Source organism: Chryseobacterium sp. GW823-FHT05E08 (assembly GCF_058795655.1).
The window spans coordinates 555610-580936 of sequence record NZ_JBXAHY010000004.1; the positions used below are offsets into that span (position 1 = coordinate 555610).

Consider the following 25327-nt stretch of genomic DNA (forward strand, 5'->3'; position numbering starts at 1 on the left):
CTGGCTTTTCTTTCTCTACTTTTATTTTAAATGGCGACTTAGATTGTTTCTGAGTCGCCATTTTATTTTTTAATTATTTAAATTATTTTAAACACAAATCTTCACAAATTTTTTTCACAAATAACCACAAACATCTGTGCAAATCTGTGAAATCTGTGGGAAAAAAATTACGCCTTTTTCATTTTATTCTGAACTCTTTTAATCAAGAAATAAAACAACAAGAATCCCAACGCAAAAAATGAAAATCTAGTCAGTAAATCTCCACTTCTTGTGTAGAAAGTCTGCGTGTCATACAGATTAATTTTAGCAAATAAAGTTGTTTTATCTCCATAAAAAGTATCTTCTACAATTTCTCCTTTTGCGTTAATATGAGCCGAAATTCCACTGTTTGCAGCACGGGCAATTTCTCTCCTTGTCTCGATCGCTCTTAATTTTGCATATGATAAAAGCTGTTTGTGGCCTTCCGAAACGCCCCACCATGAGTCATTCGTCATGATCGCAAAGAAATTGGCTCCTTTTTTCACATATTCAGTTACAAATTCACCATAAATACTTTCATAGCAAATGATTGGGGCAATTTTTCCTTTATTAAATGGGTTTGAAAACGCAACTCTCTCTTTATCCATTCCTAACGAAGCAACAGTTCCACCCAAATTAAGCATTGCGTCGCCTAAAAGTGGTTTTAGAACATTCATATAAGGGAATATTTCAACACCGGGAACCAATTTTCCTTTGTGATAAACGACCACTTTTTGATTCGGAACGATTTGAACTGCAGAATTATAACTTTCAACCCAAAGTGAAGGATTAAGCTGATAGGCTTCTGTTGGTAAATTATCTTTTTTTGTATAAAAACGATGCGAAGAAATTCCTGTTGAGAAAACAGAACCCGGATGTTTTACAAGGAAATCTTTAACATTATTTAAAAGTAAACTCTTTTCAAAAGCAGTCTCAGAAATAGAACCTCTTCCGGGAAGTGCCGTTTCCGGAGCGATATAATAATCAATTTTTCCTTTTGAATTTCTTTCGGCAAGACTTAAAAGGTCATTTTCTATCGTCAAACTGTCAGTTGAATATTTTTCTCCGTAAGGATCAAGATCAGGTTGAAGCATTAAAACATTTACCTGTCCGATGGGTTTTTCATCGAAATTATTGTATTTCGCAAAAGAAATAATCATCGGAACAACAATTAAAACAGCTACAATGGATGTATTAATAATTAAACTTTTCTTTTTTCTTCCTGCCTCCCAAATTCTTATGGTGTAAAAAATGAGAACATTAATCACCAAGATCCAGAAACTTCCGCCTGTTGCTCCCAAGGTATCATACCATTGAACAAATTTTGGATAATCTGAAAATACATTTCCAAGATTTAGCCAAGGCCAGGTGAGTTCCCAGTTCAGATGAAACTTTTCAAAACTCATCCAGATTGCTACGAAAAAAGCTAATCCCCAATAGGTTCCCTGAGCATTTTTATACCAATGATAACATTGAAAAACTAAAGAATATAAAAGTGAATTAACCAACACAGGAAACACAACGGCCATCATAGAATGGCTTCCGTCAGGGTTTTTGGCGCCATATAACCAGCCTGTGGTTACGATATTCCAGATAATAAAACACAGATAGGAAAGTCCGAAAACCACCCAACTTTTTCTATTGAATTTGGAAAATTTTGAAACGCCATGTTCCATCATCAAAAGCGGAACAAGAGCAAAAAATATAAAGAACGGAATTCCGTAAGTTGGCCAGGATATAGACAACAGCATCGCCGAAATGAGCGTAAGTAGAACGTATTTCATTAATTTTATTTAACATACAAATTTAATGTTTTTGAAATGAATAAATTTGCAATTGATGTTAAAGAAAATTTACAAATTTATTATTGTTCCGTACACCTTGTTTCTGTTGTATCTCATGTTTTTAGGAATGGGGAGATTTCAGTATGATGAGAATATTGTGAGAATAAAACCTATTTTATCAACGATAGAGTTTATTGAAGGAACGATTCGTTGGGAAGATATTATCAGAATTGTCTTAGGAAATGTTGTAATGTTTATTCCGTTTGGTTTTCTGGGCTGGATCTTTCCTAAACTTAAAGAGCTGAAAAGTCTTCTTTTTTCCTTTATTTCAGCAATCGTGATTGTAGAAGCGCTTCAGTATTTTACAAGAATGGGAATTTGTGAAATAGATGATGTTATTCTTAATACTTTCGGGGTTTATTTGGGTTGGTTGTTACTTAATTTTATTGAAAATAAATTTCCTCGTTTTGTTTAATTAATTGTCCTATTCATTACATTTGTTAAAAACAATTTAAGATGGATAAGAGAGGATTTTTCGTAGAAGAAATCAAAAAAGAAGCACTTGGTGATTGGAAAAGCATTGCGGTTGAAGTTCGGCCAAGTTCGTTTAAAAATGAAGACGGAACTTTAAAACCGTTTTACTTAACAAGAGAATTCAGTTATTTGCCGGAAGATAAGTTTCAATTGGAAATTATCAACTATGCCGATGCTTTCGGGAAAATTCCTTTGGTTAAAATATTGATCAAAGGAGAAGTAGAGTGGCAGGGTGAACATTCCGTTGCGGAAGGTGCGCAAAAAGTAGATTTTACGGCCAACGAAAGTTATGAAGTTACACCGTTGATTCAAAATTTTGCCGACGTATTGAATAATATTGCAAAAGACGGTTTTAATCAATGGGAAGTTGGAAAATCTCAGAATATTTTCAAGAAAAAATTTATTCCTTTTGGATTGAATGAAGGAGATATTTTCAAAGAATATGATCTCATTTACCTATATAAAGATATGATGTTTTGGGGAGCAAGAAATATTGACGGAAGAGGTTTTGATACTGAAGAAAACCGCCCGACGAACTTGCAGATTCCTATGGTTAGGAAATAATATTTTTTTTAACCATTAAGTTTCATTAAGAAGTTAAGGAACATTAAGTTTTTGATTCTTAAAGCTATTTTTAGGTATCGTCTTAAAAAATCTTAACTTCTTAATGAAACTTAATGGTTTAAATTCTATCCATTCAATTCCTTCGCTCGTTTTTCAGCATTTAAAATCCCGTTTTTCAGGATTTCTTTGAAGTTATTTTCTTCGAATGTTTTTAATGCGGCTTCTGTTGTTCCGCCTTTGGAAGCGACGTCTTTTATTAATTCTTCCAAATTTTTATCTGAATTATTAATTAAATGATAAGCTCCCAACATCGTTTGTTTTACGAAGAGTTTTGATAAATTTTCGTCAATTCCCATTTCCATTCCGGCTTTTATCATGGCATCTACAATGTAGTAGAAATAGGCGGGCCCGCTTCCTGAAAGTGCAGTTACACCATCCAAAAGATCTTCGTTTTCCAAATAAACCGATCTTCCTGTTGAATTCAATAATCTTTCAATATTAATTAACTGACTGAAAGAAATTCCTTCCGCAGAAGTGTAACCCGTAATCCCCATTCCCAACAGGGTAGGAGAGTTCGGCATATCTCTTACAACAAGAGGATGATTTAGTAATTTCTGAATTTTTTCGATTTTAATTCCTGCCATGATCGATAAAACCATTTGATTTTCTTTTAGTTTAAATCTGAAATTTTCAGCAACATTTTGAAAGTCCTGAGGTTTTACGGCAATGATGATTAAATCTGCATCCAATTCATTTACGTCATCAAAAATAGAAATCATAGAACGTGGGAATTCTTCTGATATTTTTGAGAATTTAGATTGGTTTCTTGTAATAAGATGCAAACTTTCAGGTTTGATTAATTCATATTTCAAGAAAGATTTTGAAAATGACAAGCCCATATTTCCGGCTCCGAGAATAGCTATTTTCATGTGTGTTTTTTATCGAATTTTTAGCTAAAATAACTAAAATATTTTTTATTCCACAGGAAATTCCGGTCTTCTCATCTTATATCTTGTTCCGGAAAGGCTTTGAAGGAAAGAAACAAGAGCTTTGGTTTCTTCTTTGGTTAAATGTAAAGGCTTTAATAATGGATCTGTCATTGGATATAACGGATCGAGTTGTTTTTTCTCCGGACTTGGATCGATTTGGTGCATTCCGCTGTTGTAAACATTTACAACACCTTCGAGATCATCGAATAATCCGTTGTGCATCCAAGGTTGAGTAAGCATCAGATCTCTTAATTGAGGTGTTCTGAATTTACCGACATCTTCCGTTTTTTTAGTAATTTCATATAACCCAAGATCCTGATATTTTTTCTTGTAATACGTCAATCCGATATTGTGGAAAGATTCGTCGGTAAGATTTTGTCCATTATGACAGTTCATGCAACGGGCTTTTGTACGGAAAATATGCATGCCGTAGATTTCTTCATCAGACATTGCAGTGTATTTTCCTTCTAAAAATTTATCGAAACGACTTGGCTGACTTTTAATTGTTTTTTGAAAATCTGCGATCGCTTTTACAATTTTGTTATATGTTACTTTATCCGTTCCGTAAGCTTTTTTGAAGAGTTCTTTGTAGCCTTTTACAGCCTGTATTTTTGCGGGTAACGTCTTTACATCCATAGCCATTTCATGATGGGCACTCAACGGGCCAGCTGCCTGTTCTTCTAAGGTTTTTGCTCTTCCGTCCCAGAAAAATGACTGGCGTTGCGCGATATTGTATAATGAAATGGTGTTTCTGTTGCCCTGTAAATGATCATTTCCCAGCGCAACACGTCTGCGGTCTGACCATCCCATTTCAGGGTCGTGACAAGAACTGCATGAAACCTGGCTTGATTTTGATAATTTAGGATCGAAAAACAACATTTTTCCTAATATAACATTAGGTTTATCTTGATCTGCAAAGAAAGTAGAGTCGTTTTTAATGGGCGCAAATTCATTCCATTTTACTCCGTAATCAATATTTGGTTTTGGCCAGTCGGTGATTGCTTTTTTATAGCTTTTTACAATATCTTCAATACTCGGATCCTGAATGTTTGACAAATCCTGATTGACCTTTGGCGTAAAACTCCACAATAACAATAAAACCAATCCTAAAACCCAATATATACCTCTTTTCATTCCCTAAAATGTTATTCCAATGCTTGCGCCTACAAAATTATTGTTTTTTTCCTGAATCTTTTGTGACTGATATTCTGCACTTACGAAGAATGCAGGTAGTTTTTCAAGTTTTAGATCATATCTTAATGATGCTCCAACAGTTGTAATATCACTTGTTTGGAACTGATAATCCTGAAGAACCCATCCATCAACAGCTGCATTTCCTGTAGAAGCCAATGCATTAATTGATTTATTGACAACTCTTTTTGAAAAATAAGGCTGAAAACTTAACACCTGATTTTCTTTTATTTCCTGTTTGTAATCTGCATTAATTCCGAAATAAGAATATTCAAATTTTTGTCCTGAATTTGGATATAATCTTCGTTCTTTAATGTCTTCATAACCATAAAATGGAGTAGCGGTTATTGAAAACTTGTCCTGATTGTATTGGTAGAAACCTTTTATTGTGGTTACATAATTTTCTCTTCGGTACGTTTTTCTTTTAAAAATTTGAGTCATGCTTACGGTATTCAATGAATAACCATATTCTGAACCTGTTTTTTTTGATGCATTATAATTTGCCAAAAGACCTACACGATGCTTTTCATTAAAATTAAAAAACTTAGCACCTTCAATTTCAAAGGTTCTGTTTTCCAGGTCTGAAATGTCATAATATGATGTTACGTCACTATAACTTTTAATATTATTAGAGCTTCCTACGGTTGCCTGCAAGTAAAAATCTTTACCTTGTTTATTGGATATTTGCAACCCACCTTTTACACCAAATTCCTCAAAGCTTGTAACAGGATTGGTTCCACCGTTGAAAATATTGTTTGAATATCCAAAACCTGTCATTTGATAGACGAAGGGTCTGCCCAATAGGCTTTGAAAGTAGATAGAGCTATTTTGAGTATATTTATTGAATTCCCCAAAAACGCCCACTTCGTATTCTCTGAAAACATTATAATTTACCCCGGCATTTATTCGTAAATCAGAAGTTGTGCTTCTTAATCTAGGATCTCTTGAACGATAGCCTAATTGAGCTAAATAACTTATCTGCCCTGCAAAAGTCCAACGTTTTAGTTTCTGTAAATAACCTCCGGAAAATTCATAACGTTCTAATTTTAGATCTCCACCAACGGAATCGGAAGATATGTAAGGAGCGATGCGCTCATAATCAAGATTTTCAGCTCGGATAAGATTTTTTACGGTTAAGTTTTGGTAATTTGCATTTCCCCAAACATATCGGTTGGGTTTTAATTTTTGAAATGATTTTGCCTCAACAGTCAAACCTTTGTCTCCACTTCCTAATTGTTGACGATAAGTTTTATCATTTTTATCATGATATCCAACATTAAATTCTGAGAACGAAATAGAACTATAACCCGACATTGCCGCCGGATTATAGTAATAATTAGTCTTAAAATTTCTTTCTATATTATACTGATTGTTGATAGTTTTAAAAAGACTAAGGCTATCCTGAGCTTTTACAGAAAATGTAAGTAGACTCATTAACAGTATATAGAAGTATTTTTTTATAGTAAGCATAACTTATTTTAATGAATGTCAAATAGTATCTTAATGTGCAATACCATTTTTTAAACTTGGTTCAGAATCTTTCACGAAGTCATTGGTGGAATTATTTGTATCCATATAAAGATTCTTGTTTTCTGCCATTTTTCCTATGATTTTACGTCTTACAGATTTTCCGTAACGTGTTGCATCGTTATCAACAGTTCCTGCGGCTGTCCATCCACCATCAATACTTGCTGAAGTTAATGTATGAATGAATTTTGTTGAGATACTGTTGTTCTCTCCATCTATTATCCAAGAATTTGGAATAGAATAAGTACTTTTTGAAGTTACACCTCCCGCACTGTTCTGATAAGTGTAATTATATTTGTGGTTGGTTAAGAATGTAGTTTCATTTTCGCCTGCAGGAAAACGAGCGATTACATAACTTTCGAATCCTCTGTTGTGTAGGAAGAACATGTTGTAAGTCATTTGAGAATAAATAACTTTTACATTCGGAACAGAAGGATTGTCAACCTGTCCTAAAGTTGGGTTTGTAGAAGGAAATTCAAAGTTTGCATTGTGCAGATCGTAGGCATTGCTTGTATTTTGTCTGTGGTCGATCGCATTATCAGCAATTACAATAAAATCTCCTGATTCTACCGGATATTGAGTTCCGTTTCCAGGTAATACCATTACTCCTTTTACTGCAAAATATTCATTTACATTATAAGGTGTAGGGTTTTTATCGTCTGTTGTAAGGAATTCCGACTGCGCAAGAATCAAGCCGTCTGCATATAATAATTTATCAGAATTATTTACAATTTTGAAATAACGCCCCGAATTATAGTTTTTACCATCCGTAGTCTTGATTCCAGTAAAGAATACTTCTTCAATAATAAAATCATTGTGAAAAGCCTTGAAGTATAAAGGGATATTAACGTTAGTAGCTAAAGTCGTGATATCTGCTTTACCGGTTCCTGCTGCAGCAGTTGCTTCCAATTGAGTAGTTATTACCTGACCGTTTACTGTAATTTTGTAAGAACCATAAGGTACTTCTATAGAAGTAGAACTGGCTTTTTGTGAATTTTTCTTAATCACAGCACCTGTGTTTACTTCTTTAAGTTCAATATCCAAATTTTCATAAGAAGAAATATTCTCACCCGAAAAAGATAAAGTTAAAACTCCGTTTTGTGTAGCTGTTACTCCAAAATCATCATCACTAGAACAAGATGTAACAGTAAATGTTGCCGTCATCATTGCTACTAAACTTAATAATAAAACTCTTTTTTTCATGTTATTTTCTTTGATATATATTAAAAATTGTAGTTTAATTCCATTCCGAAATATGGAGTATTGGTTGATCTTCTATAAATTTTCAGATTATTAAAAGTATAAGGTGAGCTGTAATTAAAAAGCCTGTTGACGAACAATGATGTTTTCAAAGCTTTATAAATACTTTTTGTTACTTTAATATTTCCTGTAATTGTAAAAGTGTACAAAGTCGCCAGATTATCTGTAGTAGATACATTTCTTACCAGCCATTGTTTGTAAATATCTGTTCTGTCTGCATCTGTGAACGGATGTTCAATTCCATCTGATCCGTAATAAGAAATTGGCTCGGCAATTCTGTTGTCATTTCTTCTGTTATCAAATAAACTTCCCTGGAATGAAGCGGAAACAATCATATCAAGACTTGGTAAGTAAGTATCGATAAGTAAATTGTAATTCATATTAGAATAAACATATCCATTATCACTTTTATAAATTCCGTAGTAAGGGAAAGGTTCTGTACCAACAGAGATAGTAGGTCTGTAAATAATAGGAAGTGAATTTCTATATTGAGTTTTGAAATAGGCTCCTGTTAATGTAAATCTTGTATTGATGGCTTTAATTCTTGGTGAAGTATACCCAAATTCAATACCTTGTTTTAATGTTGTGCTTCCGTTTTCAACAGTTTCATATTCATTGAAGAGACTTTTTACAACAAAAGGCACATTGGTAAGGTTGGGGCCGTTAGCTGTCCATTGATTAATGTCAACTTGCGAAGCATCATATTGTTTGTAAGTATGGACGATGGAGTTTTTCATGTCACGGAACCCATTGGTCATATCTTCTTTGAAATAAGTAATAAAGAATTCATTGTTTCTATAACTTAAATCTAATCTTATTTCTTTCTTAATACTTTTTGCAGCTTCAATATTTTTATTTTCTCGCGATTGTACGTACGTCATGAAGTTTACATAACGATATTGTGGTTCGTTACCGTAATAATTCAGCTGCGTATAATCCCAATATTCTTTGTTCGGATAAAGCATCAACAAAGTCGGTTGCTTATAGAATAGACCGTAACCTAATGTAACATCCGTTTTCAAAGGGAAATTATTGATCATTAAATGTGGTAAACTATACTGGAAATTCAATCTGGGTTCAGTGAAAACTTTTTTGCTGATGGCATAAGAATTATCAATTCCTAAATTTTGAGAAAGTCTCAAACCGGCATATAGAGTAAACTTATGCTGATTGATCGCATAGCTCATCTGGTCTCCTGCAAAAGCAGCTAATAAGTTGGATGCCGGAATATCATTAAAAGCTCTTGGTCTGTCTATTCCCGATGCTGCCGAGGGAGGCGTTCTCATGTCATAAACCAAACCGTTCCCGTTGTTTTTAGAGTATCTCCAGTCAAGTCCGGCTTCATAATCATGGGTGATTCCTGCTGTTTTTCTTGTTCCGTTTATTTTAAAAAGTGCTGAGATATCCAATGGCTTTCCTTCTGTTGAAAATTCAGTGACGTAACGTAGATCTGGAAAGAAACCAACATTTTCTCCTTGATCGTAAGCTAAAGAGAAAGATCGCGGGCCAGATAGCTGAACTAATTTTGTTTGTTCAATTTTTTCGAATCCTGCACGGATGGCTGTATTTAAAGTTACCTTATTAAAGAATGAACTCTTATCTAAAATGTAAATAAAGTTATTCGTAAAACTTATTTTTTTATTATTAGATTCATATCTGTCTATGTCAGCTGTTCCATTATCAGGATCTACTTTTTTCTTATCAATATTTACTGAAAAATCGATGTTTGATCTCCATTCTAAAGTTCTTGACCAAAGTGTTGAGATTTTCTTTGAACGAAGTGAAGCTGTGATTCTTTGATAGTTTTCAAAATCATCAGTCGGTGTAGCTTTCGAATCCAAGAAATCTGCACTCGCGCTCAACTGCCATTTATCATTTATTTTAAATCCTTTTCCTACATAATATTGTTTACTGAAACCATCAGCTTTAAATCTTGCCTGAAGCGGTGATTGTCCGATTTTGCGCTCAATTTTAATCAAACCTGAAGTTAGATCTCCATACGAAGCAGAAGGAATTCCACGAATGATTTCCACTCTTTCAATATCATTAGTGGAAATTGTTCTCATATCAATTCCAGAGTAAGCAGTTTCTCTGGCTTCTGGAGAATATCCAAACTGATCCGGAGATACCGAAATCTGCATATCAGCATTTGAATTGATTATATTGTCATCCACCATGAATTGCACACCCAGCGATGAGGTTTTGTAGTCGTTGCTTGAAAGGCTACCCGGATTTTCACGAAGAATAGGTCTGTTTACTCCGCTTAAATTAGGAGCTTTTGCCAATCCTCCTGGAAGTAATTCCATCAAATCTGAAAAGCTTGAAGGTTGCAGATGTTCCATTGCCTTTCTGTCGATGACGGATTTTGTAGTTAATCCTTTTCCTTCTTTAGAAAAGACAACAACCTCTTCCAATTTATCGATCGGCTGAAGGTTTATGGTTAAATTTTGCTGAGAAGCAAGCGTAATGTTCAGTTCTTTTTCCTGAAAATTAGGGTGGATTATTTTAATATGATGCTTACCATTTAATAAAGAAATATTGGCATTTCCATTATTATCTGTCGTTACAGAAGATTGGTCAACAATAATAGATGCACCTTCTAATTCTTTATTATTTTCGTTGTAAACCGTAATGTTCAATTGTGATCTTCCTTCCTGAGCATATATGAAATGCGTACTGAAAATGAAGAAGAAAACAAAAGATAAAAATCTCATCATCCTAATCTTATTTATTCTAAAAAAAAGCGAGTGCAAATATATTTATTATAAGTGCTTTACAATAATGTTATTTAGAATAAATTAAAATAAGTGACAAATGTCAGAAAAACGATCTGAATATTTTTTATAAAATCTTAAGATAAAGTTATATAATATTCACCTCTCTTTCCAGTTCTATACCAAATTTTTCTTTTACAGAATTAATGATTTCAGTTGAAAAATCGAATATTTCCTGACCTGTTGCATTTCCTGTTGCGTTAATAATAACCAAAGACTGCAATTGATGTGAAGCAACGTTTCCAATCTGTTTTCCTTTCCAGCCACATTGTTCGATCAGCCAGCCAGCAGGAACTTTTACAAACTCTCCGTTTGGATATCCTTGAATATTTTCAAATTTTTGCTTCAATTCTTCAAATTGGACTAAAGGAATCGTTGGATTTTTAAAAAAACTTCCTGCGTTTCCTGTAATTTTTGGATCTGGAAGTTTGCTTTGTCTGATATTGATAACAGCTTTAGAAACATCCTGAATGATTGGATTTTCAATTCCTAAATTTTCAAGTTCAGATTTTATCGCGCCATATTCAGTTTTGATGTTGTGATTGTCTTTTGTTAATTTAAAAGTAACTTCTAAAATCACATATTTCCCTTTTCCTTCCTGCTTAAAAATAGAATCTCTGTAACCGAATCTGCATTTTTCAATGTCAAAAACTTCAATTTCTAATGTTTCAAGGTTTAAAACTTCACAGTCTACAAAAATATCTTTAATCTCAGTTCCGTACGCTCCGATATTCTGCATCGGTGAGGTTCCTACATTTCCCGGAATTAGAGATAAATTTTCAAGTCCGCCAAGGTTTTTATTCAAACAAAATAATACGAATTCATGCCAGTTTTCTCCCGCTTTTGCAGTAACTAAAACTTCATTGTCGTTTAAGCTTTTTTCAGAAATACCCTTTAGATTAAGTTTTATAGCTAATCCATCAAAATCTTTGGTAAACAAAATATTACTTCCGCCTCCTAAGAAAAGGAGTGGGAGGGCATGAGAGTTTGAGAGTTTGAGAGTTTGCTTTAATTCTTCAATTGAATGTACTTCAACAAAATATTTTGCTTTGGCTTCTACACCGAAAGTATTGTAAGGTTTTAGAGAAAAATTTTCGTGCATGGCATTATTTGTATTCTTTTGGAAGAATTTTTTCTAATTGATCTTTGAATTTTTGAAGCTGATAATAATGAATCGTATCATTATATGAATTGACGAATACATGAGAGCTTTTTAATGTCTTGATCTGAAAAGTTTCATCCATTCCGTCCTGAGCCTGTAAACTTTCTGAACTTTTAATTTTGTCCAGCGTTTTTATATCAATAGATGAGGTTAATTTTTTCCAGGTTTGAGGGTCAATGGCAGAATTCCATTTTTTATGGATTTTTGGAGAAGTCGCTCCCTGCGTCAGATTGATGGAATCTTTTGTTAGTTTTATAATCTTATAGTTTCCTAACTTTCCGCCAACATTTGAAAACCCGATGAATGTTATTTCATTCCTATTGTTGTCAGTTTTTGGTAGGGTTTCTTTCTGACAAGAAAAAAATATCAGCAATAAAAATGTTGAAAATAACATCTTCAAAGTATTGATCTTTATTGCTGACATCTTTATTAAATATTAAAGGTGAAACTCTAATTTATATTTTTCAAGAGCATCTTTTAAAATTTCGGCACTTCTTATCAAGTCCTGTTCTTTTAAAACATATGCAATTCTTACTTGTTTTTTACCTAATTCAGGATTGCTGTAAAATCCTCCGGCTGGTGCAACCATGATAGTTTCATTATTAAGAGAATACTTCTCAAGCAGCCATTGAGCAAATTTTTCTGTATCGTCTACAGGAAGCTCAGCTACACAATAAAATGCCCCTTTTGGTTTCGGACAGATCACTCCCGGAATAGCATTTAGTTGATCAACCAAAACGTTTCTTCTGTGAGTATATTCTTCTCTTACTGCTCTAATGTATGCTCCGTCATTCTGGTGCGCTGCTGTTGCTGCAATTTGTCCCAATAAAACCGGGCTCAATCTTGCCTGAGCAAAAAGCATTGCCGCATCATGAATTTTTTTAGAACGCGTAAGCAAACATCCGATTCTTACGCCACACATTGAGTAACGCTTAGATTCAGAATCAATGATGATACAGTTTTCGCTTAATTCAGGGAAAGCAAGCATTGAGATTTGTTGTTTTCCGTCATACACATATTCTCTGTAAACCTCGTCTGAGATTACAACAATGTCATATTTTAAAGCAATTTCTGCTAATTTTTGAAGTTCTTCACGAGTGTAAAGGTAACCTGTAGGATTTCCCGGATTACAGATAACGATCGCTCTTGTTTTTTCTGTGATTTTCTTCTCAAATTCTTCAATTGGAGGAAGTGCAAATCCAGTTTCAATAGTTGAAGGTACAGCGACTACATTTACATTGAAAGTACTTGTAAATCCGTTATAGTTAGCATAATAAGGCTCAGGAATGATTACTTCGTCACCGTCGTCACATAACGTTGAGATCGCGAAGTTTAAAGCCTCAGAACCTCCGTTGGTTACAATAAAGTTATCGGGCGTAAGATCTGTGAAATCTAATGAATGATAATACTCTGTAAGTGCTTTTCTGTATTCTATATTTCCTTCAGAAAGAGCGTATTCTAATACTTTTAAATCAATGTTTTTTAAAGCATTTAAAGCCGTTTCCGGAGTTTCAATATCAGGCTGTCCGATATTAAGGTGATATACTTTTACTCCTTTCTGTTTTGCTTTAAGGGCAAAAGGAACCAGCTTTCTTACTGGTGATGGCGGCATGTGTTGTGCTCTGTTTGAAATATTCGGCATTGTTCAAAAATTTGTATGACAAAAATAACATTTAATTCTTCAATAATAAAATAATCAATAAATGCTTATTAATTGAATTTTTGAATCGGTAGTGTTTCTTTTATATTTTGATGAAATATTTATGCTAATTAATTTTTTAGTTTTAATTATTTATTTTAAAAATTTAAATTATAATGAGGTTAATATGTTATTTAATGTTATTTGTTTAAAATAAATATGTTAATATGTGTTTTATATTGTTTTTTTATTACATTTACAGTGATAATTTTAAGTAATATGAAAAGAAAGCTATTTTTTGGAGCATTAAATACTATTGCTCTTTTGTCGGCATCCTCTATGATGGCGCAAAATTTTCAAACAATGCCTATACAATCCGGCTATAATGCTGATGTAATTGCTAATGGAGTAGGCTCTTCTTCGATTTCTACCACTACGGATGTTGACGGCGTTTCTTTTGCTTTTGTAGCGAGAGATTTTCTTCTTACATCTTCCAGTACTGCTCTTACGTATGGGATACCTTCGGATGGAATGATTAATTCTGTAGTTGCAGGTACTCCGGGACTGAGTTTTAAACTTGGAGATTTAAGTGGTAGTAATTCCTTAAGACTTGCAAATGCAAATGATACCGGAACTTTAGTGTTTTCTACACCAAAGGCAGCGGTTACTTTGTACATGCTTTCAACCAGTGGAAGTGGAGCGTCTACAGCAAATGTAGTTGTAACTTTTACAGATAATTCCACTCAGACTTTTACAAATGTAAGTGTTTCTGACTGGTATGGCGGAACAAATTTTGCCATTCAGGGAATTGGCAGAATCAATAGAAATACAGATGTTTTAGAAGCAAACGCAACAAATCCAAGATTGTATCAGAATGCATTGGCAATTGATGCGGCTAATCAAACAAAACCAATACAAAGTGTAACGGTAACTAAAACTTCTACAGCTCAGGGATATACAAACGTTTTTGCTTTCTCTGCGGAAGCTTTCTCTGACTGTTCGGCGCCTACTTTACAGCCTGTAGGAACTTTAACAGCGAATTCAGCTCAGGTTTCTTGGACGGTACCAGCTACTACCCAAGCTTCAGGATATGAAATTTACTACAGTACTTCAAATACAGCTCCAACAAGTGGAACAGCTCCTACTCTTACTAATATTCCGGGGACAAGTACAACAATAGGAAGTTTGTCTGCGAATACAGTATATTATTATTGGGTAAGAACGAAATGTAATAATTCAACAGGTCAAAGTGTATGGTCGTTTTCAGGAACATTCAAAACATTGTGTGGTCCTATGACGACTATGTTTGAAAACTTTGATTCTTATGGTACAGGAAATATTGTTCCGGACTGTTGGGCAAGAATTGTTAATACTACGGGTTCTCAAACGATCACCAGCACTTCACCGGCTTCGGGAACAAGAAATATCTATCAGTACAGTACAACGGCGCAAAATTCTACATATGTTGTATTACCTCAGTTTAGTAATATTAATGCAGGAACGCATTGGTTGAGATTTAAAGCTAGAGTTAGTACATCACCCGGAACTTTAGATGTTGGATATGTTACTGATGCTACGAGTTCAGCAACTTTCACATCTATCCAAACATTATCTATATCTAATATTGTATATACAGATCCAAATGCAGAATATAAAGTAATCGTACCTTCTTCTGTACCTGCAAATGCAAGATTGGCTATCATGAATAAAAATGACGGAAAATCTTATTATTGGGATGATGTATATTGGGAAGCAATACCTTCTTGTCTTACACCAACTGCGGTTGTTGTTTCTAATATGAGTACTGTTTCTGCTGATGCAACATGGACGGCACCTTCTCCGGCTCCGGCAAATGGATATGAGTATTTTATTTCTACAAACAGTACTGCTCCAACAGCTACAACGCCAGCTTCAGGAACGACGACTCTTACTACAATAAATATTGCTAACCTTACTGCAAATACAACTTATTATATTTGGGTACGTTCGATTTGTAGTGGAACAGATTCAAGTGTATGGTCTTATCCGGTTACATTTAAAACATTATGTGGGCCAGTGACATTACTTTCTGAAAATTTTGATTCTTACGGAACAGGTGATATTGTACCTGATTGTTGGATAAGATTAGCAGGAACAGGTAGCCAGACACTTACAACAACTACACCAGCTTCTGGAACAAGAAACGTTTATCAGTATACAGCTACTACTTCTACACCTACAACTGTTGTTCTTCCGGTATTTAGTAATATTAATGCGGGAACTCATAAGCTGAGATTTAAAGCAAGAGTTACAACTACCGCAGGAGCTTTGCTTAATGTTGGATATGTTACCAATACAGCAGATGCAAGTAGCTTTGTATTGCTTCAGGCTTTACCAATTTTGAACACTGCTTATACAGCTGCTAACTCAGAATATACAGTAACTGTTCCTTCTTCAGTTCCTGCAAATGCAAGACTAGCTATAAAGAGTCCTAACGATGGAAAATCTTATTACTGGGATGATATCTTCTGGGAGGCTAATACATTAGGAACTTCTGAGGTTGGTATGAAGAAATCACTTTCTGTATATCCAAATCCGTTCAGAGATGTAGTATATATTTCTGATATGAAAGATGTGAAATCTGTAACAGTTAATGATGTTTCAGGAAGAGTTGTTAAGCTTATTGATAATCCTGGAAAAGAACTTAATTTAAGTACACTGAATTCAGGTTTGTATTTACTATCAATTACTTTCAAAGACGGATCTAAATCAGTTACGAAAGTTATTAAACAATAAAATTTTTAGACTTAAATAAACAGGGAAGGCAGTTATATTTCATATATAGCTGTCTTTTTTTATTTAATTAAAATTGTACGGCAGGGTTCATATAAATTTTGTTATTTTGAAAATTGTAAAAACCGAATTAAAATGCAAATTAAAGCAGATTCTGTAGAAGATTATATTTCTAAAATTCCTGAGGAAAGACAAGAAATATTCAAGAAAATATTTGATACGATAACTGATAATTTACCTGAAGGTTTTCAGAAAGGCGTAAGTTATGGAATGGTTGGCTGGGATGTTCCTTTGGAAACTTATCCTGCAGGCTATCATTGTACTCCGGGATCAGCACTTCCGTTTATGGGACTGGCTTCTCAAAAGAATTTCATTGCGTTTTATCATATGGGAATGTATGCAAACCCAGAACTGCTGGATTGGTTTGTAGCCGAATTTCCAAAACATTCTAAAAGAAAACTCGATATGGGAAAATCATGCGTCCGTTTCAAGAAAATGGATGATATTCCGTTAGAATTATTAGCTGAGGTGAGCAAAAAAATGACTGTACAAGACTGGATTTCTATTTATGAGACACAACTTAAAAAATAATTTTTTATTTAAAATATTGGCTGTTTTTGTTCTAATATTGATTTCAGGATGTAAAAACTCTGCATTTTCAGATTTAAAAAATGGAGACCTGCTTTTTGTTACCGCAAAAGAAACCGGATTATCAGGAGCTATTAATAATGTAACTCAAAAACAAAAAACTGCATCTTTTGATCATATCGGAATTTTAGAAAAGAAAGGAAATGAAGTATTTGTTCTGCATGCCGCTCCAAAAAGCGGTTCACAAAAACAAAATTTAAAATATTTTCTGAAAGATCAGGCGAATGACGGACAAAGAGTTGTTTTGTATCGTTTAAAACCCAAATATCAAAATACAATTCCTGCTGCCATTCAAAAAGCAGAAAGTATGTTGGGGAAACCGTATAATTTCAATTATATTTTAGATGAAAACTCTTATTACTGTTCAGATTTTATTGAAAGAGCTTTTCGAAAAGACAATATTTTCAAATTAGAACCTATGACTTTCATTGACCCTAAAACAGGGAAAACGAATGAATTTTGGGAACAATTCTATCAAAAGAAAAATCTTAAAGTTCCGGAAGGTGAATTAGGTTGCAATCCCAACGGATTGGCCACATCAGATAAATTGGAAAGAATAAAGGAATTATAATAATTAGGAATTAGGAATTAGGAATTAGGAATTAGGAATTAGTTTAAAAATAAATCTCTTTTTAAATATTTAGGACAACATATCAATAGGAACGGGCTTTAGCCCGTTTTATTTTTGCCCAAATTCCAAAGGCTTTAGCCAAAACTTAAAAAACTTAATAAATAATGTGTTAAAATTAAAAATTATTAGTCTACCAATTTGGTAGACTAATATTTTTTTATATTTTTGTCAAAGATTTAAAACAAATGAGATGAATTAAATCAAGAACAGTCTAACCAAAAAAAAATATTTAGTTATGATTACACCAAATCCAACTGTGCAGGTTTTACACAACAGAATTAATCTGCAAAAAAGAGAATTGATATTAGAAATAGAGTTAAATGGCAAGATGAAATTCGAGCATTTAATGAATACTATTTATAATCAGTTCGGAATTTGTCACAAGGTGTTATCAGCTAATGTGGAGTACGTCAACGGGCGTAGTTTTGGTTCGGTTCAATTATATATTAATGTAACTTCAGAAGAGTATCAGGAACTTGAGTTCTTTCTGAATAAAAATAAACTTCTAAATACGACTGTAGAATATCTCTGCAGAAAGTATTTTTAGGGGAGGTTCATATAGTTTTAATTACGAAAGTGTTCAGTTTACTGAGCGCTTTTTTTATTTTAAATTATAATTAAAAAAAGGTTATTTTTAAGCTAAATTAAAATCGAAATCTATGATCATTCTAATTATTGTAATCGCATTAGTTGTAATATTTCTTCTTTACGGAGTTTCCATTTATAACCGATTGGTAAAACTGAGAAATCTGGTTCAGGAAGCGTGGAGCAGTATCGATGTTATGCTTAAAAAACGTCACGATCTTATCCCGAATCTTGTAGAAACGGTAAAAGGTTACGCTACTCACGAACGCGAAACATTGGACAGTGTGACAAGAGCAAGAGCTCAGGCTGTTGGTGCCAATTCTGTAGAATCTAAGGAAGCTGCGGAGAAAAATCTAAATCAGGCAATGATGAATTTATTCGCTGTCGCAGAGCAATATCCGGATTTGAAAGCTAATACTAATTTCCAACAATTACAGTCTGAACTGACTTCCATAGAAAATGATATCGAAAAATCAAGAAGATATTACAACGGAACCGTTCGCGATAACAACACATTGGTTGAATCTTTTCCTAGTAATATTATCGCCAACATGTATAAATTCGTAAAATCTCCGTTCTTCGAATTAGAAAATGCTGCAGAAAGAGAAGTTCCAACTGTAAAGTTTTAAAGAATGAAAAAGTTTTTAGTACTTTTTTATTTGCTGACTTTTACGCTCGCTTTTTCGCAGGAAGAAGATAGTTTAAGTGATAACAAAAACGGAATTGAGCGGATCACTTCTTTTCATTCTGATATTAATGTTGATGAAAAATCTGCGCTGAATATTACAGAAAACATCAACGTCCACAGTCTTGGAATTAATATCAAACGTGGAATTTACCGTGCGCTTCCTTTGTCGAGAAACTTAAATAACAAAACTCAGAAAGTAAAATACGATATCATCTCCGTAAAAAAAGATGGAGTAGAGGAGGATTATCATGAAGAAACTGGAGACGGTTACCTGAAAATCTATGTCGGAAATAAGGATGTAATTCTAAGTCCGGGCGATTATAAATATGAAATAAAGTATAAAACAGAAAATCAGATCGGATTTTTTGATAAATACGATGAGGTATATTGGAACGTAAACGGGACAGTCTGGGATTTTGCAATCGACACAATTTCTGCAAAGGTCACACTTCCTGAAGGCGCAAAAATTCTTCAAAATTCATGTTACACGGGTTCTTACGGAAATAATTCTCAAAATTGTACTTCTAAAGTTTTGTCAGATAATTCGATGGAATGGTCTGCAACCAATTTAGCTCCGAATGAAGGATTAACCATTGCAGCAGGATTTCAAAAAGGGATTATGATTCCTCCGCCACCGCCGACTTTCCTCGAAAAATTTGGAATTTTAATTGGCGGGATGATCATCTTTTTAGGTTTGATTTTCTATTACTATTCAACATGGAGAAAATATGGTGTTGATCCGCAAAAGCCAACAGTTTACCCACAATTCAACGTTCCAGAAGACCTTTCACCGGCTTCAATGGGATATTTGGAAAATGAAAGTTTTAAAAATAAATTTCTAACCGCTTCAATCGTCAATCTTGCTGTAAAAGGTTATTTAAAAATAGTTGAAGGCGAAGATTCGGGAATTTTAGGTTTGTTCAGTACAAAGACATTTACTTTAAATAAATTGAAAGAACCCGATCAGGCTTTACCAAAAGAAGAGATCAATTTAATGAATACTCTTTTCACGGGAAATGATACCTTAAAGTTTGATGGAAAATATAATTCAAAAATTGAAAATGTTGTTAATAGCTTCAAAGGAACATTGGCATTTCAGCATGATAAATTTTTAAATGAAGGGAATAACTTTTCAAAAGTTGTTGTGCCGATTTTAATCATGACGGTTGTATATGCTTTAGGTTTATTTATAAGCTATAAAATAGACCCGGAGCCAGAAAAAATGGCTGGTGGAATCGCTGTTTATGTTATTTCTTTAATCATATTTTTTGTAGTATCATTTTTGTCAAGCAGAGTTTCATGGAAATTTTTAATTCCTATTCCAATCTTTGTTATCATTGGATTGATTGGTTTTATTAAAGTAGGAAATAGTGGAAATGAACTCATTAATTTTGGTATTTGTTACTTCTTTATTATTTTAGGATTTACTTCTTTGATGATCTATCAATATGTAATTAAAAGACCGTCAGAAGAAAAATTGAGACAAAAATCTTTAATTGAAGGTTTCAAAATGTACATGGGAGCGGCAGAAAATGAACAGTTGAAATTTCATAATCCACCTAAAATGACTCCACAGGTTTTCGAAACATTACTTCCCTTTGCAATGGTTTTGGGAGTGGATGATATTTGGGGTGAAAAATTTGATGCGATGGTTAAAAACATGGCGAACGGAACAGAGTATGTTCACGCTTGGTACGTTGGAAGCTCCATCAATCATTTAAGCTTTGGAAATACACTGAACTCAAGTCTTACCAATTCCATAAGATCTGCAGCTACACAACCGTCAAGCTCAAGCAGCGGTTCTGGTGGTGGCGGATTCTCCGGCGGAGGTGGCGGAGGTGGTGGAGGCGGAGGCTGGTAATCAAAACTTCTCGAAAAAATAAAAAGCGTTCAAAATTTTGAACGCTTTTACTTTATTAATACAGGCTAAAAACTAATATCTAAATTCTAACCTCTAATTTCTTCTCTTAAATTCTTTCAATATCAGCTCCGATGGCTTTCAATCTTCCGTCAATATTTTCGTAACCTCTGTCGATTTGCTCGATATTGTGGATAATTGATTTTCCTTCTGCAGAAAGTGCAGCAATAAGAAGTGCATTTCCGGCTCTGATATCAGGAGAAACCATTGTAGTTCCTCTTAATGGAGCTTCTTGGTTAAGACCGATCACAGTTGCTCTGTGTGGATCACAAAGAATGATCTGCGCACCCATGTCGATCAATTTATCAACGAAGAATAATCTTGATTCAAACATTTTTTGATGAACCAAAATACTTCCTTTTGCCTGAGTTGCCACTACTAAAATAATAGACAGCAAATCCGGAGTGAATCCCGGCCACGGTGCATCAGAAATCGTTAAAATTGATCCGTCAATAAATTTCTGGATCTTATAATTTTCCTGAGCAGGAATATAAATATCGTCGTTGCTTTGTTCAAGCTGAATTCCTAGTTTTCTGAATGTGTTTGGAATAACGCCAAGTTGGTTCCAGTTTACATTTTTAATGGTGATTTCAGATTTTGTCATAGCCGCAAGGCCGATCCAAGATCCGATTTCAACCATGTCTGGAAGCATTGTATGTTCAGTTCCGTGAAGGTGACTAACTCCTTCAATTGTTACCAAATTAGAACCGATGCCAGAAATATTAGCACCCATTCTGTTCAACATTTTACAAAGTTGCTGAAGATAAGGCTCACAAGCTGCGTTATAAATTCTTGTTTTACCTTTTGCCAAAGCTGCCGCCATTACGATATTGGCAGTTCCTGTTACAGAAGCTTCTTCCAGTAAAATAAATTTACCGTTAAGTTCTTTAGCTTTTAATGAATAAAAGAATTCCTGTTCATCATAATGGAATTCTGCACCAAGTTCTACAAGTCCCTGAAAGTGAGTGTCTAGTCTTCTTCTTCCGATTTTGTCACCACCCGGAGTCGGCATATAAGCTTCACCGTATCTTGCCAACATTGGCCCCATTAGCATGATAGAACCGCGAAGTTTTGCTCCGTCTTTTTTGAATTCGTTGGATTTTATATAATCGAAGTTTACTTTATCAGCCTTGAAAGTGTAATCACCATGTCCGTTTTTGGTTACTTTTACACCAAAATCTCCAAGAATTTCAATCAGTCTGTTTACATCATGGATATCCGGAATGTTTTTAATTCTTACCTCTTCATCAGTTAATAAAACTGCACACAAAATTTGAAGAGCTTCATTCTTAGCTCCCTGTGGAGTAATTTCACCTTGCAGTCTTTTTCCTCCTCTTATTTGAAATGTTCCACTCATTTACTTTCTGTTATTGTTGTTAGTGTTGCTTCTGTTATTGTTATTATTGTTGTGCCTTCTTTTATTGGGCTGATTTTGGTTTCTGTTATTATTGCTGTTGCTTCTGTTATTGTTATTTCGGTTGTTATTACTTGTGTAATAGATCTTGCTCTTTTCCAACGATTCTATATTGGTAAGATCCAGTCTGTTGGCCGAAAGCTCTTTCAGATGACGGAAGATCACATCATCTGTAACATGTTCTTTATTATAAACATTGTAAGACTTCTTCATATTATTGGCAATAACCTCCTTCAAAGCTTCTTTTTCGTCGCCAGGTTCCAGTTCTATTGCTTTTTCTATTAATTGAAGAATACTTTTTCCGTAAAATTTAAAATCTCCCTGTAATTTAGGGTATTCCATTGTTTTTGGTTTCTCTGCCAATTGCTCTCTTGTAGGAAACGGATATGGTGAATCTACATCCAGATCATAATTAGCTAAAATAAAAAGATGATCCCAAAGTTTATGTTTATAATTGTCTTCATCACGAAGTTGTGGGTTTCTCTGACCCATAAAATCGATGATCGCCATCGCCATTTCGCTTCTTTCATCCCTGTCAGAAAGCTCTTTGCAACGCTCAACCAACTGTTGTATTATTCTGCCGTATTCGGGCATATGAAGCTGGGTTTTTTGGGTATTGTATTCCATAGTATGCAAATATATGGATTAATGGAAAAATTGTACCGAAAATCTTCAAAGTTTATTATTTTTTAATAAAGATCTGAATAATGTATTGATAGAGTTTATTATTTAATGTAAAAATTATTTCACCTAAATAAGGATTTATTTCAATAAAAGTGTAATTTCGTTATTAGTTTAATAATTAAAACATTGTATATGAAAAAAACACATTTCTTACTTTCTTTTTTAGCATTAGGCTTTATTAATTCTTGTCAGAATAACGACGAGATTGTTGATAAAAGCCTTGAACAACTAGAGATCCACAACAAAACACTAAATGTTACTACTCACGATGGGCGACCTTTCAATACTGGAAGTGCTGGTTCAGTAAATGGAAAATTTGTTTCGGGACCCGGTGGTGGAGTCTTAATGCAAGGATTTTATTGGGATGTTCCGGATGGAGGAAATTGGTGGAACACTGTAAAAACTAAAGTAACCGATTGGTCAAATGCCGGAATTGGTGCAATTTGGCTTCCACCAGCTTCAAAAGCTCAAAATGGAGCCTACTCAATGGGCTACGATCCAACAGATTACTACGATTTTGGAAATTTTAACCAAAATGGAAGTGTTGAAACCCGTTTCGGATCAAGATCAGAACTGGAAGCATTAATTACAAAAGCACATACCGAAAATATGCAGGTTTATGCAGATATTGTAATTAATCATAACAGTGGAGGGCAGTCTCAGGCAAATCCTTTTACAGGAACGAACACATGGACAGATTTTTCAGGAGTGGCGTCAGGAAAATTTCCTAGAAGTTACAATGATTTCTACAAAAATTCTTACGGAAACAATGATGAAGGAGCATTTGGAGGTTTCCCGGATTTATGTCATGCAAACCCTTACGTTCAGGACTGGCTTTGGGGAAGAGATGATTCTGTCGCAAAATATTACAAAAACGTAATGAAATTTGATGGATGGAGATTTGATTATGTTAAAGGTTTCGGACCATGGGTTGTCAATACTTGGAATGCCAATGTTGGCGGGTTTTCTGTCGGAGAATTATGGGATTCAAACGTGAACACATTAGAATGGTGGGCAAATAATGCTAACAGTTCTGTTTTCGACTTTGCAGCCTATTATAAAATGGATGAAGCTTTCGATAACGGAAATCTGAATGCATTAAATGACGACATGATGTGGAAAAGAAATCCTTACAAAGCCGTAACCTTCGTCTCAAACCACGACACGGATATTATCAACAATAAAATGTTGGCCTATGCTTACATCTTAACTCATGAAGGCTATCCTACGATTTTCTACAGAGATTACGAAGAGTGGCTGAATAAAGAAAGATTAAATAACCTGATCTGGATCCACAACAACAAAGCAACAGGAAATACATCAATTCTGTACACGGATAACGATGAATATATTGCAAGACGTAACGGTTACAATGGAAACCCTGGATTGGTAGTTTACATCAACAACTCATCAAGCTGGCAGGAAAGATGGATTCAAACCAATTGGGCAAGCCAACAAATTAAAGATTTCACAGGAAGCTCAACTTGGTACCCGACGACACAAGGTGATAAGTGGGTGAAAATTCAATGCGCTCCGAACAGTTACTCTGTTTGGTCATTAAATCAATAAATACTCACAAAAATATTTTCCCACAGATTACAAAACTTACAAAAAAATAATCTGTGGGATTAGTGAAGATCACTTCAAATTTTTAGTATCATATATATAAGGTATAGCAGAGTCATTAAACTCTGCTTTTTTATTTCCCCAAATCGTCATTGCGAGAAGCGAAGCGCCGAAGCAATCTCCTCCTCAAATACTCTCATACCCTCCAACCCTCCAACTCAAAAATTTCAGGAGCTTCATCCGGCTTTCCACTATATCTTTTTGGTGCCGGCCTTTGCTTCGCTCCGGCCGCCCCAAAAAGGATGCCGCTCCAATCCGGGCTAGGGTATCGTACATTCTTATTACTTTTTCTCGTAATAGATTTTTTCTCAGACATTAATCACTTATCAATCCACATTCTTTCTCCTACACATTTCCCTAACTCCAAAACCGATCTAGACTCATCCTCTCCAACTCTTCCACGCTCAAACCCTAGTTTAAGATCTGTGCCAATCTGTGAAAATCTGTGGGAGATAAAAAAAGGCATCCTCAAGCATAACCTCTCACGAATTCCAACCTCATAGGTTTTGAAAACCTATGAGGTTTAATTAGAGCATACCTTATATATAGTATACCCATTATATAAAAGGAAATCCTTTCAATTCATATTAAAAGCTCCAAAACCCTCACGAGCGCGCATTCCCAGACCTTTCAACAAACCAATCGAATCCTGTGGATAAGTATGGCTTATTCCGTAAATGTATTTATATCAATAAATTAGTATTAAAACTTTTCCACAATAAGCATTTTACACGAACATTATGTTAAATTAGTTTGGAAGTAGGGGGTAGAAAGGAGTACTTTTGCCCCACTGAAAAACGCGAGTTAATTGGTAGCGCAGAAGGAGGTAACAGAGTATAAACACTACGAAACAGATTACAACAAACATTAAAATTTTTATTAAATAAAAGTTGTTAAAGTTAAAATAATTTGTATCTTT

21 protein-coding genes are annotated in these 25327 nt (G+C 34.3%); 9 read left to right on the forward strand and 12 right to left on the reverse strand.

Annotation, left to right across the window (positions count from 1 at the left end; all coding sequences use genetic code 11):
- Positions 1 to 167 precede the first annotated feature (167 nt).
- A complete protein-coding gene (gene lnt, locus AC1Q7L_RS16620; protein WP_492307810.1) occupies positions 168 to 1802 on the reverse strand; it encodes an apolipoprotein N-acyltransferase in 1635 nt (544 codons plus the stop codon).
- 55 nt (positions 1803 to 1857) lie between these two features.
- On the opposite strand from lnt, the gene AC1Q7L_RS16625 reads away from it, so the two are divergent.
- A complete protein-coding gene (locus tag AC1Q7L_RS16625; protein ID WP_492307811.1) occupies positions 1858 to 2277 on the forward strand; it encodes a VanZ family protein in 420 nt (139 codons plus the stop codon).
- A gap of 41 nt (positions 2278 to 2318) precedes the next feature.
- Entirely contained in the window at positions 2319 to 2900 is a 582-nt protein-coding gene (locus AC1Q7L_RS16630; protein ID WP_492307812.1) for a hypothetical protein, read from the forward strand.
- A 125-nt stretch (positions 2901 to 3025) separates the two neighbouring features.
- Here the strand turns inward: AC1Q7L_RS16630 and proC are convergent, their stop codons facing one another.
- From proC to AC1Q7L_RS16670, 8 genes are all read right to left on the reverse strand, one after another.
- Positions 3026 to 3829, reverse strand: a complete 804-nt coding sequence (gene proC / locus AC1Q7L_RS16635) for a pyrroline-5-carboxylate reductase (protein WP_492307813.1) — start codon at positions 3827 to 3829, stop codon at positions 3026 to 3028.
- A gap of 45 nt (positions 3830 to 3874) precedes the next feature.
- Positions 3875 to 5023 (reverse strand): cytochrome-c peroxidase, encoded by a 1149-nt coding sequence (locus tag AC1Q7L_RS16640; protein ID WP_492307814.1) that lies wholly within the window; start codon positions 5021 to 5023, stop codon positions 3875 to 3877.
- Positions 5024 to 5026: 3 nt separating this feature from the next.
- Entirely contained in the window at positions 5027 to 6514 is a 1488-nt protein-coding gene (locus AC1Q7L_RS16645; RefSeq protein WP_492307815.1) for a DUF6850 family outer membrane beta-barrel protein, read from the reverse strand.
- A 66-nt stretch (positions 6515 to 6580) separates the two neighbouring features.
- Entirely contained in the window at positions 6581 to 7810 is a 1230-nt protein-coding gene (locus AC1Q7L_RS16650; RefSeq protein ID WP_492307816.1) for a DUF4876 domain-containing protein, read from the reverse strand.
- 20 nt (positions 7811 to 7830) lie between these two features.
- A complete protein-coding gene (locus AC1Q7L_RS16655) occupies positions 7831 to 10584 on the reverse strand; it encodes a TonB-dependent receptor (protein WP_492307817.1) in 2754 nt (917 codons plus the stop codon).
- A gap of 145 nt (positions 10585 to 10729) precedes the next feature.
- Positions 10730 to 11743 carry a UDP-N-acetylmuramate dehydrogenase gene (murB, locus tag AC1Q7L_RS16660; protein WP_492307818.1) on the reverse strand — a complete coding sequence of 338 codons (1014 nt, stop codon included), beginning with the start codon at positions 11741 to 11743 and terminating at the stop codon, positions 10730 to 10732.
- 4 nt (positions 11744 to 11747) lie between these two features.
- Entirely contained in the window at positions 11748 to 12227 is a 480-nt protein-coding gene (locus AC1Q7L_RS16665; RefSeq protein ID WP_492307819.1) for a hypothetical protein, read from the reverse strand.
- Positions 12228 to 12239: 12 nt separating this feature from the next.
- Positions 12240 to 13445, reverse strand: coding sequence for a pyridoxal phosphate-dependent aminotransferase (locus AC1Q7L_RS16670; RefSeq protein ID WP_072412260.1), 1206 nt, complete (start codon positions 13443 to 13445; stop codon positions 12240 to 12242).
- 276 nt (positions 13446 to 13721) lie between these two features.
- On the opposite strand from AC1Q7L_RS16670, the gene AC1Q7L_RS16675 reads away from it, so the two are divergent.
- The 6 genes from AC1Q7L_RS16675 (at position 13722) to AC1Q7L_RS16700 (ending at position 20627) form a co-directional block, all read left to right on the forward strand.
- Entirely contained in the window at positions 13722 to 16217 is a 2496-nt protein-coding gene (locus tag AC1Q7L_RS16675; protein WP_492307820.1) for a T9SS type A sorting domain-containing protein, read from the forward strand.
- Between the two features lie 132 nt (positions 16218 to 16349).
- The gene (locus tag AC1Q7L_RS16680) at positions 16350 to 16805 is read left to right on the forward strand and encodes a DUF1801 domain-containing protein (protein WP_492307821.1); all 456 of its coding nucleotides are present in this window, start codon (positions 16350 to 16352) and stop codon (positions 16803 to 16805) included.
- Positions 16783 to 17433 (forward strand): YiiX/YebB-like N1pC/P60 family cysteine hydrolase, encoded by a 651-nt coding sequence (locus AC1Q7L_RS16685; protein WP_492307822.1) that lies wholly within the window; start codon positions 16783 to 16785, stop codon positions 17431 to 17433. The genes AC1Q7L_RS16680 and AC1Q7L_RS16685 overlap by 23 nt, the downstream gene beginning before the upstream one ends.
- 295 nt (positions 17434 to 17728) lie before the next feature.
- The gene (locus tag AC1Q7L_RS16690; RefSeq protein ID WP_492307823.1) at positions 17729 to 18040 is read left to right on the forward strand and encodes an NIL domain-containing protein; all 312 of its coding nucleotides are present in this window, start codon (positions 17729 to 17731) and stop codon (positions 18038 to 18040) included.
- 112 nt (positions 18041 to 18152) lie between these two features.
- Positions 18153 to 18707: a LemA family protein gene (locus AC1Q7L_RS16695; RefSeq protein ID WP_492307824.1), complete on the forward strand. Its 555-nt coding sequence runs from the start codon at positions 18153 to 18155 to the stop codon at positions 18705 to 18707.
- Between the two features lie 3 nt (positions 18708 to 18710).
- Positions 18711 to 20627: a DUF2207 domain-containing protein gene (locus AC1Q7L_RS16700; protein WP_492307825.1), complete on the forward strand. Its 1917-nt coding sequence runs from the start codon at positions 18711 to 18713 to the stop codon at positions 20625 to 20627.
- Positions 20628 to 20733: 106 nt separating this feature from the next.
- Here the strand turns inward: AC1Q7L_RS16700 and murA are convergent, their stop codons facing one another.
- Entirely contained in the window at positions 20734 to 22041 is a 1308-nt protein-coding gene (gene murA / locus AC1Q7L_RS16705; protein WP_410692920.1) for a UDP-N-acetylglucosamine 1-carboxyvinyltransferase, read from the reverse strand.
- Complete coding sequence (locus AC1Q7L_RS16710) at positions 22042 to 22725, reverse strand: DUF4290 domain-containing protein (protein WP_410692919.1); 684 nt, start codon at positions 22723 to 22725, stop codon at positions 22042 to 22044. It lies immediately after the preceding gene.
- A 189-nt stretch (positions 22726 to 22914) separates the two neighbouring features.
- Here AC1Q7L_RS16710 and AC1Q7L_RS16715 point away from each other — a divergent pair, with 189 nt between their 5' ends.
- Positions 22915 to 24351 carry an alpha-amylase gene (locus tag AC1Q7L_RS16715; protein WP_492307826.1) on the forward strand — a complete coding sequence of 479 codons (1437 nt, stop codon included), beginning with the start codon at positions 22915 to 22917 and terminating at the stop codon, positions 24349 to 24351.
- Positions 24352 to 24544: 193 nt separating this feature from the next.
- On the opposite strand, the gene AC1Q7L_RS16720 is transcribed toward AC1Q7L_RS16715, so the two are convergent.
- The gene (locus tag AC1Q7L_RS16720; RefSeq protein ID WP_492307827.1) at positions 24545 to 24724 is read right to left on the reverse strand and encodes a hypothetical protein; all 180 of its coding nucleotides are present in this window, start codon (positions 24722 to 24724) and stop codon (positions 24545 to 24547) included.
- Positions 24725 to 25327: the final 603 nt, after the last annotated feature.

What these genes read in the sequence shown, in the direction of transcription:
- AC1Q7L_RS16695 (WP_492307824.1), top strand. Translation starts at nt 18,153, where the DNA reads ATGATCATTCTAATTATTGTAATCGCATTAGTTGTAATATTTCTTCTT.
- AC1Q7L_RS16630 (WP_492307812.1), top strand. Translation starts at nt 2,319, where the DNA reads ATGGATAAGAGAGGATTTTTCGTAGAAGAAATCAAAAAAGAAGCACTT.
- AC1Q7L_RS16655 (WP_492307817.1), bottom strand. Translation starts at nt 10,584, where the DNA reads ATGATGAGATTTTTATCTTTTGTTTTCTTCTTCATTTTCAGTACGCAT.
- AC1Q7L_RS16710 (WP_410692919.1), bottom strand. Translation starts at nt 22,725, where the DNA reads ATGGAATACAATACCCAAAAAACCCAGCTTCATATGCCCGAATACGGC.
- murB (WP_492307818.1), bottom strand. Translation starts at nt 11,743, where the DNA reads ATGCACGAAAATTTTTCTCTAAAACCTTACAATACTTTCGGTGTAGAA.
- AC1Q7L_RS16700 (WP_492307825.1), top strand. Translation starts at nt 18,711, where the DNA reads ATGAAAAAGTTTTTAGTACTTTTTTATTTGCTGACTTTTACGCTCGCT.
- AC1Q7L_RS16645 (WP_492307815.1), bottom strand. Translation starts at nt 6,514, where the DNA reads ATGAGTCTACTTACATTTTCTGTAAAAGCTCAGGATAGCCTTAGTCTT.
- murA (WP_410692920.1), bottom strand. Translation starts at nt 22,041, where the DNA reads ATGAGTGGAACATTTCAAATAAGAGGAGGAAAAAGACTGCAAGGTGAA.
- AC1Q7L_RS16665 (WP_492307819.1), bottom strand. Translation starts at nt 12,227, where the DNA reads ATGTCAGCAATAAAGATCAATACTTTGAAGATGTTATTTTCAACATTT.
- lnt (WP_492307810.1), bottom strand. Translation starts at nt 1,802, where the DNA reads ATGAAATACGTTCTACTTACGCTCATTTCGGCGATGCTGTTGTCTATA.
- AC1Q7L_RS16625 (WP_492307811.1), top strand. Translation starts at nt 1,858, where the DNA reads ATGTTAAAGAAAATTTACAAATTTATTATTGTTCCGTACACCTTGTTT.
- AC1Q7L_RS16715 (WP_492307826.1), top strand. Translation starts at nt 22,915, where the DNA reads ATGAAAAAAACACATTTCTTACTTTCTTTTTTAGCATTAGGCTTTATT.
- AC1Q7L_RS16720 (WP_492307827.1), bottom strand. Translation starts at nt 24,724, where the DNA reads ATGTCTGAGAAAAAATCTATTACGAGAAAAAGTAATAAGAATGTACGA.
- proC (WP_492307813.1), bottom strand. Translation starts at nt 3,829, where the DNA reads ATGAAAATAGCTATTCTCGGAGCCGGAAATATGGGCTTGTCATTTTCA.
- AC1Q7L_RS16675 (WP_492307820.1), top strand. Translation starts at nt 13,722, where the DNA reads ATGAAAAGAAAGCTATTTTTTGGAGCATTAAATACTATTGCTCTTTTG.
- AC1Q7L_RS16680 (WP_492307821.1), top strand. Translation starts at nt 16,350, where the DNA reads ATGCAAATTAAAGCAGATTCTGTAGAAGATTATATTTCTAAAATTCCT.
- AC1Q7L_RS16650 (WP_492307816.1), bottom strand. Translation starts at nt 7,810, where the DNA reads ATGAAAAAAAGAGTTTTATTATTAAGTTTAGTAGCAATGATGACGGCA.
- AC1Q7L_RS16640 (WP_492307814.1), bottom strand. Translation starts at nt 5,023, where the DNA reads ATGAAAAGAGGTATATATTGGGTTTTAGGATTGGTTTTATTGTTATTG.
- AC1Q7L_RS16690 (WP_492307823.1), top strand. Translation starts at nt 17,729, where the DNA reads ATGATTACACCAAATCCAACTGTGCAGGTTTTACACAACAGAATTAAT.
- AC1Q7L_RS16685 (WP_492307822.1), top strand. Translation starts at nt 16,783, where the DNA reads ATGAGACACAACTTAAAAAATAATTTTTTATTTAAAATATTGGCTGTT.
- AC1Q7L_RS16670 (WP_072412260.1), bottom strand. Translation starts at nt 13,445, where the DNA reads ATGCCGAATATTTCAAACAGAGCACAACACATGCCGCCATCACCAGTA.